The 13,204-nt window shown below is 70.9% G+C and carries 10 protein-coding genes and 2 pseudogenes; 9 read left to right on the forward strand and 3 right to left on the reverse strand.

Going from position 1 to position 13,204, the window contains the following annotated elements; genetic code table 11:
- A pseudogene (locus D7X12_RS31425) lies at positions 1-664 on the reverse strand (Clp protease N-terminal domain-containing protein); the annotation flags it as partial.
- A gap of 216 nt (positions 665-880) precedes the next feature.
- On the opposite strand from D7X12_RS31425, the gene D7X12_RS31430 reads away from it, so the two are divergent.
- The 7 genes from D7X12_RS31430 to D7X12_RS31460 all read left to right on the forward strand — a co-directional run bounded on the left by D7X12_RS31430 (position 881) and on the right by D7X12_RS31460 (position 8,041).
- Positions 881-1,579 (forward strand): YIP1 family protein, encoded by a 699-nt coding sequence (locus D7X12_RS31430; protein WP_120628931.1) that lies wholly within the window; start codon positions 881-883, stop codon positions 1,577-1,579.
- Positions 1,576-2,901, forward strand: a complete 1,326-nt coding sequence (locus tag D7X12_RS31435) for a TolC family protein (RefSeq protein ID WP_120628932.1) — start codon at positions 1,576-1,578, stop codon at positions 2,899-2,901. Before D7X12_RS31430 ends, D7X12_RS31435 begins: the two co-directional genes overlap by 4 nt.
- Positions 2,898-4,163, forward strand: coding sequence for an efflux RND transporter periplasmic adaptor subunit (locus tag D7X12_RS31440; RefSeq protein ID WP_120628933.1), 1,266 nt, complete (start codon positions 2,898-2,900; stop codon positions 4,161-4,163). The genes D7X12_RS31435 and D7X12_RS31440 overlap by 4 nt, the downstream gene beginning before the upstream one ends.
- Complete coding sequence (locus tag D7X12_RS31445; protein WP_120628934.1) at positions 4,160-4,918, forward strand: ABC transporter ATP-binding protein; 759 nt, start codon at positions 4,160-4,162, stop codon at positions 4,916-4,918. Before D7X12_RS31440 ends, D7X12_RS31445 begins: the two co-directional genes overlap by 4 nt.
- On the forward strand, positions 4,915-6,153 hold the full coding sequence (locus D7X12_RS31450) for an ABC transporter permease (RefSeq protein WP_120628935.1): 1,239 nt from the start codon (positions 4,915-4,917) through the stop codon (positions 6,151-6,153). The genes D7X12_RS31445 and D7X12_RS31450 overlap by 4 nt, the downstream gene beginning before the upstream one ends.
- A 3-nt stretch (positions 6,154-6,156) precedes the next feature.
- Positions 6,157-7,386: an ABC transporter permease gene (locus D7X12_RS31455; RefSeq protein ID WP_120628936.1), complete on the forward strand. Its 1,230-nt coding sequence runs from the start codon at positions 6,157-6,159 to the stop codon at positions 7,384-7,386.
- Positions 7,387-7,465: 79 nt separating this feature from the next.
- The gene (locus D7X12_RS31460; RefSeq protein WP_120628937.1) at positions 7,466-8,041 is read left to right on the forward strand and encodes a GNAT family N-acetyltransferase; all 576 of its coding nucleotides are present in this window, start codon (positions 7,466-7,468) and stop codon (positions 8,039-8,041) included.
- Between the two features lie 10 nt (positions 8,042-8,051).
- Here D7X12_RS31460 and D7X12_RS31465 read toward each other — a convergent pair whose 3' ends face one another.
- Positions 8,052-9,911, reverse strand: a complete 1,860-nt coding sequence (locus D7X12_RS31465) for a tetratricopeptide repeat protein (RefSeq protein WP_120628938.1) — start codon at positions 9,909-9,911, stop codon at positions 8,052-8,054.
- 119 nt (positions 9,912-10,030) lie between these two features.
- Positions 10,031-10,444, reverse strand: a complete 414-nt coding sequence (locus tag D7X12_RS31470) for a hypothetical protein (protein ID WP_120628939.1) — start codon at positions 10,442-10,444, stop codon at positions 10,031-10,033.
- Between the two features lie 398 nt (positions 10,445-10,842).
- Between D7X12_RS31470 and D7X12_RS31475 the strand changes: the two genes are divergently transcribed.
- Positions 10,843-12,759 carry a thiamine pyrophosphate-binding protein gene (locus D7X12_RS31475; protein WP_120628940.1) on the forward strand — a complete coding sequence of 639 codons (1,917 nt, stop codon included), beginning with the start codon at positions 10,843-10,845 and terminating at the stop codon, positions 12,757-12,759.
- A 6-nt stretch (positions 12,760-12,765) separates the two neighbouring features.
- Positions 12,766-13,204 (forward strand): annotated as a pseudogene (locus D7X12_RS31480) (3-oxoacyl-[acyl-carrier-protein] synthase III C-terminal domain-containing protein); the annotation flags it as partial.

Raw genomic sequence — 13,204 nt, forward strand, 5'->3', positions numbered from 1 at the left:
GCAGGGGAGGCACCACCGGCTCGGACCGGGCCTCCTGCGGGGCGTCGTCCTCGTCCACGTCGATGAGGTCTCGCGGCGACAGCGCGGGCGTCATGCGCGCGGGCGGCGGCACCGTCACCGGCGGCGTCATCACCGGGGCAGGGCGCGGCGTGCTCAGCGCCACGGTGGAGAGGGGCAGGGGTGAGGGCGGCGCGCCCACGGGGCGGCTCACCGGCGCGCGCGAGCCCACCGCCGTCTGGCCGTAGCCGGGCTGGAGCCGGCGCGACTGGACGCCACTCGTGGAGTAGGAGAGGGCCGTGTTGGACAGGGAGATGAGGTCGATGCCCGTCCGGGCCAGCAGGTCGCTCGCCGCGCAGCGCTTGCGGATGATGGCGATGAGCAGGTGCAGGCAGTCCGCCTCGCCCGAGCGCGAGTTGCTGGCCAGCTCCCGGGCGCGCGTGGTCAGGTCCTGCACCACGTTGCTGCCCATCTCCGCCGGGGCCTCCGTGATGAGCTGGAGGAGCGCGTCCTCGTCGACGCCCTTCTCCTTCAGCAAGAGCTGCGCGCGGTTCTCCACCGTGAAGAGCGCGAGCAGCACATGGGCCGACGTGGGCTTCTGGGCGACGCTGCGGGCAATGTCATGCGCCTCATGGAGAACCTGGGCGAGATCCGTGCTGTCGACCATTCATGCTCCGGCAAGCGTGCAGCCGAGCGGAATACACCGTCCGGGCCCCCGCCGCAAAATTTAGGCTACAGACCGCTACAGGATGGATGCAAGGCACGGTAAACCTTGGGCCGCTGAAGGAATTCGTTTGGCTGCCCGCCCGTTTCCCGCCTCAATTCACGGGACCGGGCAATCACACCGGGAGGGCTGCGTAATCCGCCCTGAGAACCCATCCCTATGACCTCCCTAGTCCAACCGGCGCGCATCTTCGTCGATCCCTTCGAGGGAACGCGCGCCGCCGTGGAGGGCCGCCGCTGGCTGTGGCCCCTCCTGATCCTCGCCCTCTGCGTCACCGCCTCCGGCGTCGCCTACGCCCTGCGCTGGGATGCTACCGCCTCGGTGGTGGGTGCGCTCCCCACGGAGGTCGGCGCGCCCAGCGTGTCCGAGTCCGACATCGCGGACCAGATCCAGACCGCCTCGCGCAAGGCGCTGGTGGGCGGCATCGCCAAGGGCCTCATGCTGATGCCCCTGGAGGTCCTGCTGCTCGCGTGCGTCCTGTGGGTGGCGGCCTGGCTCTTCAGCCGGCCCGCGTCCTTCGGGCAGCTGATGGCGGCGGCCGCGGTGGCCATGCTGCCCATCGCCCTCTACCACCTCATCTTCGCGGTGTGCGCGGGCTTCCAGCACTCGCTCACCGACCTGCGCGCGGAGCGGCTCGTGCCCTCCAGCCTCGCCCTGCTCGACGGCCTGTCGCCGAAGATGCAGCGGGTGCTGCGCGGCGTGGACTTCTTCAACCTCTGGAGCGTGGGCCTGCTGGGCGTGGGCTTCTCCACCGCCACCGGCATGCGCCTGGGACGTTCGCTGCTGCTCACCCTGGTGCTCTACATGATGTACGCCGGCATCGTCTTCATCCGCATCCCCACGCTGGGTGGCCCGTGAACGCGCTCCTCGTCATCACGGCGCTCCTCGCCGCCACGCCCATCACGCTGGAAGAGACGCGCACCCAGGGCCGCAAGAACACCCAGGCCCTCCAGGCGGAGCTTGACGTCACCGTGGCGCGGGAGGACCAGCGCTCCGCGCGCTCCAACCTGCTGCCCCAGGTCCAGCTCAGCGCGGGCCCCAACCTGAGCTACCAGGGCCGTCGCCGGCAGGTCGTCACCATCCCCGTCACAGAGACGGAGGTCCTCACGCGCGAGGTGGTGAGCTCCGCCAACACCTCGGACAGCTACGGCGCGTCCCTGGGCCTGTCGCAGGTCATCTACAACCGCGGCCTCTGGAAGCAGCTGGAGCAGGCCGGCGTCAACGTGGACGCCGTGCGCAACCAGTCCATCGAGGAGGCGGACACCTCCGAACTGGAGGCCATCCGCCGCTTCTTCACGCTCTTCCTGTCGCAGGCCACGCTGGACGTGCTCCAGGCCACCGCGAAGCGCAGCGAGGAGCAGCTGGAGCGCGCGCGCGCCCTGTTCCACGCGGGCCGCGTGGGCAAGACGGAGGAGATCTCCGCGGAGGTCAACCTGGGCAACGACCGCATCAACGTCGTGCAGCGCCAGTCGCAGCTCGTGGCGGACCAGGTGCAGCTGGCCGTGTGGCTGGCCCGCCCCGGCACGGAAGCCCTCCAGGCGGTGGACCCGGGCATCCTCCAGCAGGAGCCCGCGCCCGCGCCGGCCCTGGATGACGCCCTCAAGCAGGCCCGCGAGCACCGCGCCCTCTTGCGCGCGCTCCAGCAGCGCGTGCGCGTGGCGGAGCTCCAGCGGGCCATCGTGCGGGGGGACTACCTGCCGCGCGTGGGTCTCCAGGCGCAGTACGCGCACGGCAACCAGGACCTGGGGCCCTTCTTCAGCGAGCCGGGCTTCGGCAACACCTTCAACGGCGGCGTCACGCTGACGTGGGACCTCTTCAACGGCTTCAACACCGACGCCCAGTCCGCCCGCGCCCAGGCCAACATCCGCCGGGCGGAGCTGACGTTCGCCCAGACGGCGCGGGAGCTGGAGGCGGAGGTGCGCCGGGCGCACCAGGCCCTGGACGGGCAGATCGCCTCCGCGAAGCTCGCGACCACCAACCGGGCGGCCGCCACGCAGGGGCTCATGCTGGCGGAGGAGCGCTTCCGCGCCGGCGCGGGCTCCACGCTGGAGGTCCGCGACGCGCAGCTCAAGCTGACCCAGGCGGAGCTGGTGTTGCTCCAGAGCCGCATCGATGTCGAAATCGCCCGCTATGCCCTGTACCGGGCCACGGGCACGCTGAACCCGGGAGACTCACAATGACGTGGTGGAAGGCGGCAATCGCCGGTGCGCTGTTGCTCGGCGCGGCGGCCATCACCGTGGGCGGCTTGAAGGACCGGCCCCCCCCGACGCAGGAAGTCCAGGTGGCCCGTGCGCGCAAGGGCACCATCACCCGCACCATCACGGGCGCGGGCAAGGTGCAGGCGGCCACCACCGTGAAGATCTCCTCCAACCTGTCCGGCGACCTCGTCGCCCTGCAGGTGAAGGACGGAGACCCCGTCACCAAGGGGCAGGTGCTGGGCCGCATCGACAAGCGCTACTACGAGGCGGCCGTGAAGCAGGCCCAGGCCTCCAAGGACGCGGCCCGCTCGGAGGTCCAGGTGTCGGAGGTGGAGAGCACCCGCCAGCGCGCGGAGCTCGCCCGGGTGAAGGGGCTCGCGGAGAAGGGGCTCGCCTCCACGTCGGAGGTGGAGCAGACGCAGGCCCTGGTGGACACCGCCGAGGCGCGCCTCGCCGCCGCGAAGCAGCGCGTGGCCCAGAGCAGCGCCGTGTTGGATCAGGCCTCCACGGACCTGTCGCGCACCACGCTCCTGTCGCCCATCGACGGCAACGTCATCGAGCTGTCGCGTGAGGTCGGTGAGCGCGTGCGCGGCTCCGACTTCTCCGAGGACGTGGTGATGACCATCGCCGCGCTCAACCAGATGGAGGTGAAGTTCGAGGTGGGTGAGCACGAGGTGGTGCACCTGAAGTACGGCCAGCCCGCGGAGGTGACGCTGGACGCGCTGGAGGGCCAGTCCTTCAGCGGCACCGTGGTGGAGATCGCCCAGAAGGCGCTCATCAAGAACCCGGGCACGGAGGCGGAGGTGACGAGCTTCCCCATCACCGTCGCGCTGGACGCGCGGCCGCCCGGCGTGCTGCCCGGCATGAGCGCCGAGGCGCGCATCAGCGCGGAGACGCATGACGACGCGGTGCTCGTGCCCATCCAGGCCGTCACGGTGCGCTCCGAGCGCACGCTGCCGGACTACCAGGCCCCGGTGGAGGGCGGCGCGCTCACCGCCAAGCGCCGCACGGAGACGCTGGCCAAGGTCGTCTTCGTGGTGGACGGGGAGAACAAGGCCCAGGTGCGCCGCGTGCGCACCGGCATCGCGTCCGACACGGAGCTGGAGGTGCTGGAGGGGCTCCAGGTGGGGGACCGCGTGGTGGAGGGCCCGTACCGCACGCTGTCCAAGGAGCTGGCCAACGGCGACGCGGTGCGCGAGCCGGAAGTGCCCGCGGGCGACGGGAAGGGCGGGCGCAAGTCGTGACGACCCCGGGTGCTCCGGCCAGTGGCCCCCTCATCCAGGTGGAGGCGCTCACGCGCGCCTTCTTCGTGGGCGGCGAGGAGGTGCGCGCGCTGCGCGGTGTGAGCTTCGGCATCAACCGGGGCGAATGGGTGGCCATCATCGGCCAGTCGGGCTCCGGCAAGAGCACGCTGATGAACGTGCTGGGCTGCCTGGACACGCCCACGAGCGGCCGCTACATGCTCAACGGCAAGGACGTGTCGCGCATGGACGACGACGACCTGGCCGTCATCCGCAACGTGGAGATCGGCTTCATCTTCCAGACGTTCCAGCTGCTCCCCCGGGAGACGGCGCTCGCCAACGTGGAGCTGCCGCTCGTGTACCGGGGCATGGCCGCGAAGGAGCGCCGGGAGCGGGCGAAGGCGGCGCTCGACAAGGTGCAGCTCACGCACCGCATGCACCACCGGCCCAACGAGCTGTCGGGCGGTCAGCGTCAGCGCGTGGCCATCGCGCGCGCCCTGGTGTCGGAGCCCTCCATGCTCCTGGCGGACGAGCCCACGGGCAACCTGGACTCGGCCACGGGCGAGGAGATCGTCAAGCTCTTCGAGCAGCTCCACCAGGCGGGCCACACGCTGGTGCTCGTCACGCACGAGCCGAAGCTGGCCGCGCGCTGTCCCCGGGCCATCCGCCTGAGCGACGGGGAGATCATCGCGGACGGTCCCGGTCCGGTGGTGGCGCTGGGAGGCACGGGCGTGTTGCCGCAGGTGGGGAGCGCATGAAGTTCGGGCAGGTCTTCCGCGTGGACGTGCTGGAGGGGGCCCGCATCGCGGTGTTCTCCCTGCGCGCGAACCGGATGCGCACGGTGCTCACGACGCTGGGCATCGGCATTGGCGTGGCGACGCTGCTGGCCATCGTGGGCATCATCCAGGGGCTCAACACGTCGTTCGACAAGCAGCTGTCCACGCTGGGGGCGAACACCATCTACGTCTCCAAGTTCCCCTGGATGATCAAGGGCAACTGGTGGGTGTTCCGCAACCGCAAGAACCTCACGCTGGAGCAGGTGGCGCAGCTGCGTCAGCAGGCGGACTTCATCACCGCCATCTCCCCGGCGGTGTTGCGCACGTCGGACGTGGCGCACGGCGCGGAGCAGGTCTCCAACGTGCGCGTCAACGGCGTGTGGAGCGACTACCTCACCATCGGCAACTACGAGGTGGTGTCCGGCCGCTTCCTCACCCGCGCGGACGAAGAGGTGAACCGGCCGGTGGTGGTGATTGGCGCGGACGTGGCCGCCACGCTCTTCGCCGGCATCAGCCCGCTGGGGCAGACGGTGCGCATCGACGGGCGGGCCTTCCAGGTGGTGGGGACGCTCGGGCGCAAGGGCAAGGTGGTGTCGGAGAACATGGACCTGTCCGTGTTCATGCCCTTCAAGACGTTCAACACCACCTTCGGCAAGGGGCGGCCCATGCAGATCGCCATCGCGGTGGCGGACGCGGGGCAGATCCGCAAGGCGGAGGACCAGCTGGTGGGCATCCTCCGGCGCGTGCGCTCCACGCCGCCCGGGCAGCCGGACGACTTCTCCATCAACCGGCCGGACACGCTCGCGGCGACCTACCAGCAGCTGACGGGCGCGCTCTACGCGGTGGCCACCGGCGTGGGGCTCATCACGCTGCTGGTGGGCGGCATCGGCATCATGAACATCATGCTGGTGTCGGTGCGCGAGCGGACGCGGGAGATCGGCGTGCGGCGGGCGCTTGGAGCCCGGCAGCGGACCATCATCCTCCAGTTCCTGATGGAGGCCTCCAGCGTGTCCGCGGTGGGCGGCCTGCTGGGCACGACGGTGGGGCTGGGGACGGCGAAGCTCGTGTCGCTGGTGACGCCGCTGGCGGCGGACGTGCGGCCGGGCACGGTGCTGGGCGGGGTGGCGTTCTCCGCGCTGGTGGGCCTGCTGTTCGGCATCTGGCCGGCCGCCCGGGCCGCGCGGCTGGACCCGGTGGAAGCGCTCCGCTACGAATAGGCGATGCGCGCCTTCCTGGACAACCTGCGCCTGGCCCTGGGGACCTTCCTGGGCAACCCGCTGCGCTCGCTCCTGACGCTGCTGGGCATCGTCATTGGCGTGGCCACGGTCATCACGATGATGGCCCTGATTGAGGGCCTGCGCGAGCAGGTGAACAAGAACCTGGGCAGCCTGGGCGCGCACACCTTCGAGGTGACGAAGTGGCCCGTGGGCTTCGGGCGCATCAACTGGGCGAAGTACGCGAAGCGCCAGGACCTCTACAGCGACGACGTGAGGGCCATCCTGGAGTCGTGCCCCTCCGTGGGCGCGGCCACGCCCACCGACCAGGAGTGGGGCAAGAAGCTGGTGACGGCGTTCCGGGAGACGAACCCGTCGGTGAGCATCCTGGGCACGGAGCCCACCTACCTGGAGACGAGCGGCGTCACCGTCACCAATGGCCGCTTCTTCAACGAGACGGAGTCGCTGGACGCGCGGCCGGTGATGGTCATTGGCGTGGACGTGGCGGACGCGCTGTTCCCGGGCACGGATCCGGTGGGCTCCGACGTGCGGCTGATGGGCCGCCCCTTCCGCGTGATTGGCGTGTTGCAGAAGCGCGGCAGCGTCATGGGCATGGCCAGCCAGGACAACCAGGTGGCCATCCCGATGCGCGGCTTCCAGCAGCTCTACGGCAAGCGCCGCTCGGTGGAGATCGACGTCCAGGCGCGCGACGGCGCCGTGTTCCAGAAGGCGCAGGACGAGGTGGTGAACCTGCTGCGCCGCCGCCGGGGCCTGACGCCGCAGGAGGCGAACGACTTCGAGCTGCACACCAACGAGTCGATGACGGCGTCCTTCAACGAGCTGTCCCAGGTCATCGCCCTGGCGGGCGTGGGGGTGTGCCTGCTGTCGCTGGTGGTGGGCGGCATCGGCATCCTGAACATCATGTTGATGTCGGTGACGGAGCGGACGCGGGAGATTGGCATCCGCAAGGCGCTGGGCGCGCGCCGCCGCCGCATCCTGGGCCAGTTCGCCACGGAGGCGGTGCTGCTGTCGCTCTTCGGCGGGGTGCTGGGCGTGGGGCTGGGCTTCGGGTTCGTCTTCCTGGGCAAGTGGGTGCTGCTCTTCCCCATGAACGTGCCCGCGTGGGCCGTGGCGCTGTCGCTGGGGATGAGCTGCGGGGTGGGGCTGTTGTTCGGCATCTACCCGGCGTCCCGCGCGGCGAGGCTGGATCCGGTGGAGGCCATGCGCACGGAGTAGGGTGGGCGCGAGGGTGATGGCAGAGACTCCACGTGGCGGGTAGCGTGGGCAGGTCCCTTCTGAACGGGTGGTTTCCCGCATGTCCTCGTCCTACGTCACGCTGCCCCCGCCCGCGGTCCCCGCGCCGTTCCGGCTGCGGGCACTCTCGATGGAGAACGTGGACGGGCTGGGCGCGGTGTACGCCGAACCGGAGGTGGCGCGGAGCCTCAACTTCGAGGTGCCCCTGCGCCCCGAAACCATCCGCCAGAAGCTGATCCGCGACCTGGACGCGATGCGCCGGGGCGAGAGCTTCCGCTGGGTGTTGTGCCTCGAGGAGGACCCGACGCCCCTGGGCTACATGTGTCTCTTCAACTGGACCCCGAAGGACCGGCGCGCGGAGGTGGGCTACATGGTGTCGCGCAAGCTCTGGGGGCAGGGCGTGATGAAGCAGCTGCTGCCCGTGCTGGTGCGCTTCGGCTTCGAGCAGATGGGGTTGCACCGGTTGGAAGCGACGGTGTCGGTGCACAACCCGGCCTCGCTGCGGGTGCTGCTGCGCGCGGGCTTCCAGCACGAGGGCCTGCTGCGCGGCCTCACCGCCGCCGTGACGGGCGACGGGTTCATCGACATGAATGTGCTGGGCCTGCTCAAGGACGCCTGGCGCGAATCCGCGACGTAGGAGGCGGGCCTCACGGCAGGTCGCGCGAGAACCGCTCCCGGTAGCGGGCCTGGAGGACGCGCAGGTGCCGCGTGCCCCGGTACTCGCGGGCGAGCAGGTGCCACGCCTCGGTGCGCGAAGGCTCCAGCGCGATGACGCGCTCCAGGTGCGCCCGGGCCCGGGTGTGCGCCCGGGTGTTCGTCGCCAGCACGCCGAGCAGCAGGTGGGCCTGCACGGCGTCCTCACGGACCGCGAGCACGCGCTCGCAGGCGCTGCGCGCGGGGCCCAGCCGCCCCTGGAGCAGGTGCAGCTCGCACTGCACGAGCGCGACGGAGGGACTCCCTGGATATGTCTGCGAAAGCGCGGTGATGCGCTCGCGAGCAGGGCCCGAGGAGCCCGCATGCAGCAGGGCTTCGATGTCGAAGACGGCGCGCACCAGGGGACCCTCGCGAGAGGCCTCCACGCCGGCCGGGCGCGGTGTCGCGGTGATGGCGTCAGGTCCTTCCGGCAGCGCCACCTGGCGTCGCAGCCGGGCGGCCTGTTCGAGCACCGACGCCGACGCGGGCAGCCCGGGCGCTCGCGCCGCCGCCTCCTCCGCCCACGTCACGCAGTGGGCGCGCAGGAAGAGACCCGCCAGGTCGGCCCACAGCGAGGGCTCTGGATCCGCCTGCGCCGCGAGGTTCCTCCGGGCCGCCAGCAGGCTGTCCTGGGCCGCGTCGAACCGGCCCGCGTGCAGGTGGAGGAGCGCGACGTTCATGCGCAGCGACGGCTCTCCGGGGAACCTCGTGATGGCCTGCTCACAGCGCTCGCGCGTGGCGGTGAGTGCGGGCGTGAGGTGCACGGCCAGATAGCACGCCAGCAACTGCACGCGCTCATCCTGGGGGTGCCGTGCGGCCAGCGGCTCCAGGGCCCTGGCGGCCCCCTCCGCCTGGCCCGCCTTCTCCAGCGCGATGACCTCCGCGAGCTGCTGTCGCTCCGACGGCGTCAGCCCCTTCGGGGTGCCTTCCGGTCCCAGCACGACGCTCGCAGCGCGGGCACGCTCCGTCCACGCGAGGAGGAAGTCCCGCTCCGGTCCCTCCCATGCAGGACCGACCATGCCCTCCAGCACCGTGCGCAGCTCCCGCGCCCAGGCGCGCTGGGCCTCCACTTCGACGCGCGCCCCGGGCAGGTGCCGCAGGCCCACCTCCAGCAGCGCGCGCGTCCGGGGCTCGAACCCCGACTGAGCCGCGTCGTACTTCGGCGCCATCCACCCGCGCGCCTCGCGCACATGGAATGCGCCCAACGTGTGGGCCCACTCATGCAGCAGCGCGGACACCTCCAGGTGCCGGCGCGCCGCCACCGGCACCGCGCCGCTGATGCCGCGCAGCACGCAGTGGCGCCCGAGCACGCGCGCGAAGCCCAGCTCGTGCTGGGACTCACTGAAGGCCGACGGCGCGGACACCAGCCCGACGACGAGGTCCACGTCCTCGCCCGCATCCAACGCCTCCAGCGCGTCCAGCACCGGCTCCAGCGAGGCGTCCGAGCCTGGCGAGCCTTTCGAGCCCTGCGAGCCGTCCGAGCCGCGGCGGTCCCACGCCCGCGCCGACTCCAGCGTGAACGTCACGCCCAGCGGCTCGCGCACCGCCGCGCTCGCGCGCTGGAGCCAGGATTCGAAGCCGCGCTCCCAGTGGAGGACCTGCGCCCGGTGCTCCGCGTCCGCGTACACGCGCACCCGCAACGTGCGCACCGGCTGGGCGGCGGAGGGCGCCACCGCGTCGGCCACCCGGGTGGACCCGGCGGCGGCACGGGGCCGGTCCGCGGAAGCGCAATGCAGGGACAGGAGCCCCACCGCCAGCAGCGCCAGACGCGCGGACGTGGACCGGGGCGGCGTTCGCTCGGGCCCGGAGTTCATGGGGCAGGGGGGAGGGGGCTTTCCAGACTGCAAGTGGGCGGGAGCAGGACCCCGCCCGACAAGGGAGGCGGTGGACCCGGAGGTCATCACCGCCCTCACCCTGTAGGTTGGGCGGAACGTCAGGCCGCCGCGTCCTCTTCCTTCGACGGCTCCGACCCGTTGACGATCCAGTCGATGGCCTTGTGCTCCCAGTCCGGATCCTTCGACGCGTCGATGTAGCGCTCCCACTCGTACACGCCGCTCTGCTTCGCCATGCGCACCATCATCAGGCGGGCCACGGTGCTGTCGAGCACCACCGTCGAGCGGACCATGCCGTTCTGCTTCAGCCAGGCCATGGCCTGCTTGGTGATCTCCTGCGTCTCCGGCGGGTTCGCCTTCTGGCCGCGGATGTCCACCAGCACGCCGAAGGGCCGACCCTTCTTCACCGCCACCTTCGTCTTGAGATCCTCGAACCAGGCCTTGGCTTCGGCAGGCGTGATGTAGCCCGCCGCATTCATCCGGAAGCCGAACTCCGTCCGCAAATTCTCAGCCATGACAACCCCCACTTTGGATTGATGGTACGCGCGCGTCTTCCGTGCGACCCGAGCCGGAGATGGCGCACCCCCGAAGCCTACTCCAGGCAACGCACGCGTGGATCCATGCTCGTGCGGCTTCCGTACGCGCGAGCGCCGTCCCGCTCTCCCCGTGAAACCAGGAAGGTGGGTATCCGTGGACGGAGGAATTCGTCAGGAACTGTAAGAATCCAGCGTCATTCAAAAATTCCAAGGTTTTTACTTCCCATTCGCTGACAGTCCCGCTAGGAAGGGCGTGCATCTTTTCAGCACCCCCGCAAAACTGCCGCATGCATCGAGATTTCCTCCCCGGACTCGGTGGCAGCGACTCGGCGTGATGTCGAGTCTGACGGGACCCGGGGCCTTGGAGACGCTGCCCGATGTCGACCTCCTCGCTTGCTGAGCTGCAGTCCGTCACCTCTTCTTCGAAGAGGACCGAGTTGTCGGTGGATGCGCTTCGTCAAGAAGCCCCGACCGCCGGTCAGATGAACGTGCTCGAGGCGCGACACGGCGACCCCATCCCGATGTACGGGGATGCGAACGCACGCGGCTTCAAGACGGTGGAGGACCTGTCCGTCACCGACTGCGTCATCGCGCACCTGGAGGCCGAAGAGGTGGATGCGGTGTTCGGCATCCCGGGCGGCAACATCGCGCCGTTCCAGCAGGCGCTGCGCAAGCACGCCTCCATGCGCTTCATCATCGCGTCGCATGAGGCCGGGGCGGCGTTCATGGCGGATGGCTACGCGCGCGCCACGGGCAAGCTGGGCGTGTGCATGGTGACGGCGGGCCCCGGTGCCACCAACGCGCTGACGGGTGTCGCCTCCGCGCACCTGGACGGCGTGCCGATGCTGGCCATCAGCGGCAACGTCCCCACGGAGCGCGTCGGCCTGATGGCCCTCCAGGAGAGCAGCAGCACCCACGGCGTGAACACGGTGGAGATGTTCCGCCAGGCGTGCGCCAGCTCCGTGGGTGTCGTGGATGCGCAGAGCTTCCAGCGCCTGCTGGCGCGTTCGCTGCGCACCGCGCAGGGGCTGCCCGGCGGCGCCGCGCACATGAGCATCCCGGCCAACATCGCGCGCCAGCCCATCCACCGCGCCACGGTGCCCACCACGCGCGGCGCCTTCCGCGCGCGGCCCCCGTCCGCTCCCTTCGAGGACCTGCGCGCCGCCTTCACCATGCTGCGCACCGCGCGCCGTCCGCTCATCTTCCTGGGCTCGGGCGCGCGTGAGGCGATGGGGCAGCACGGTGAGGCGTTCAACGCCTTCATCACGCAGCACGGCATTCCGGTGGCCACCAGCCTGCGCGCCAAGGGGCTCTTCTCCGAGCGCGAGCCGCTCTCGCTGGGCGTGCTGGGGCTCGCGGGCAGCAAGCGCTCCGAGAACTACCTGCGCGACGGCGTGGATGTCCTGCTGGTGCTGGGCAGCCGCCTGGGCGAGTGGGCCACCCGCAGCTTCCACAAGCACTTCCAGGCCATCCACCACGTCATCCAGGTGGACGTGAACGCGGCCAACATCGGCCAGTTCCTGCCGGTGCGGCTGCCCATCGTGGCGGACGTGGGTTCGGTGGTGACGGGCCTGGCGGAGCTGGGGCAGATGATTGGTCCGTCCAGCGGCGCGCGCGTGCAGGAGCGCTGGTCGCAGGTGATGGCGCTGACGGAGCCCGCGGTCCACGTGCGCGCCCCGCAGGCCGAGGGCATGGTGAAGCCGCAGCAGTTGATGGCGGAGCTGGACAAGCACCTGGGTCCGGACATGGACCTGTACGTCGACATGGGCAACTGCACCGCCTGGACGTCGAACATGCTGCACGTGACGCCCCCGACGCGCGTCTTCTACCCGTGTGGCCTGTCGTCCATGGGCTGGTCCTGCGGCGCCGTCATCGGCGGCAAGATCGGCCGCCCGGAGCGCGCCGCGGTGGCCATCACCGGTGACGGCGCGTTCCTGATGAACGGCGTGGAGATGCTCACCGCCTCGCGCTACCGCGTGGGCACGGTGACGATCGTGCTCAACGACAACTTCCTGGGCACGGTGAATCACGGCGAGCACGTGCAGGACCGCTCGTACCCGCTGGAGGACGAGTTCTACAGCCTGGGCAACCCGGACCTGGTGCGCTTCTCCGAGTCGCTGGGCGCGCGCGCCTACACGGTGTCCGCCCCGGGCGAGCTGGACGCGCTGCTGCCGGAGGCGCTGCGGCGCGCGGACGAGACGGGCCAGCCGCAGGTCATCATCGCGCGCATCGACTACCGCGAGGTGCCGCCCTACGGCGACCGCTTCGCCGCGGTGGCGTCGGACGCGACGTAGCGCTCCATGACGTCCCCCACGTACGCGCTGCTGGGAGTGGGCGCCGCGGTGCCCGCCCAGGTGCGCGGCAACGACGACCCGCTCTTCGAGCCCCTGCGCCGTGCCGCCGCCGCAGGTGGCGGCGAGCACGCGCTCTTCTACGGCAACCGGGAGCGCCGGGTGCTGGGTCCTGGTGAGTCGCTGGCCTCGCTCACCGCGAAGGCCGGCGCCGCCGCGCTCCAGGACGCGGGGCTGACGCCCGCCGACGTGGACCGGCTCTACGGCTACGTGTCGGTGTCGGAGTTCGTCACGCCCAACGCGCTCTACGCCGTCCACCGCGAGCTGGGGCTGGGACAGGGCGCGCTGGTGGTGCCGGTGCAGACGGACTTCGTCAACTTCCTCATGGGCGTGGTGCTGGCCTGGGAAGCGCTGCGCGCGGGCAGCGTGCGGCACGCGCTGGTGGCCG

The sequence above is a fragment of the Corallococcus sicarius genome, from assembly GCF_003611735.1.
Classification (GTDB): domain Bacteria; phylum Myxococcota; class Myxococcia; order Myxococcales; family Myxococcaceae; genus Corallococcus; species Corallococcus sicarius.

Excerpts from the sequence above, each read along its gene's own strand:
- D7X12_RS31475 (WP_120628940.1), top strand. The coding sequence starts at position 10,843 with ATGTCGACCTCCTCGCTTGCTGAGCTGCAGTCCGTCACCTCTTCTTCG.
- D7X12_RS31455 (WP_120628936.1), top strand. The coding sequence starts at position 6,157 with ATGCGCGCCTTCCTGGACAACCTGCGCCTGGCCCTGGGGACCTTCCTG.
- D7X12_RS31450 (WP_120628935.1), top strand. The coding sequence starts at position 4,915 with ATGAAGTTCGGGCAGGTCTTCCGCGTGGACGTGCTGGAGGGGGCCCGC.
- D7X12_RS31430 (WP_120628931.1), top strand. The coding sequence starts at position 881 with ATGACCTCCCTAGTCCAACCGGCGCGCATCTTCGTCGATCCCTTCGAG.
- D7X12_RS31440 (WP_120628933.1), top strand. The coding sequence starts at position 2,898 with ATGACGTGGTGGAAGGCGGCAATCGCCGGTGCGCTGTTGCTCGGCGCG.
- D7X12_RS31470 (WP_120628939.1), bottom strand. The coding sequence starts at position 10,444 with ATGGCTGAGAATTTGCGGACGGAGTTCGGCTTCCGGATGAATGCGGCG.
- D7X12_RS31460 (WP_120628937.1), top strand. The coding sequence starts at position 7,466 with ATGTCCTCGTCCTACGTCACGCTGCCCCCGCCCGCGGTCCCCGCGCCG.
- D7X12_RS31465 (WP_120628938.1), bottom strand. The coding sequence starts at position 9,911 with ATGAACTCCGGGCCCGAGCGAACGCCGCCCCGGTCCACGTCCGCGCGT.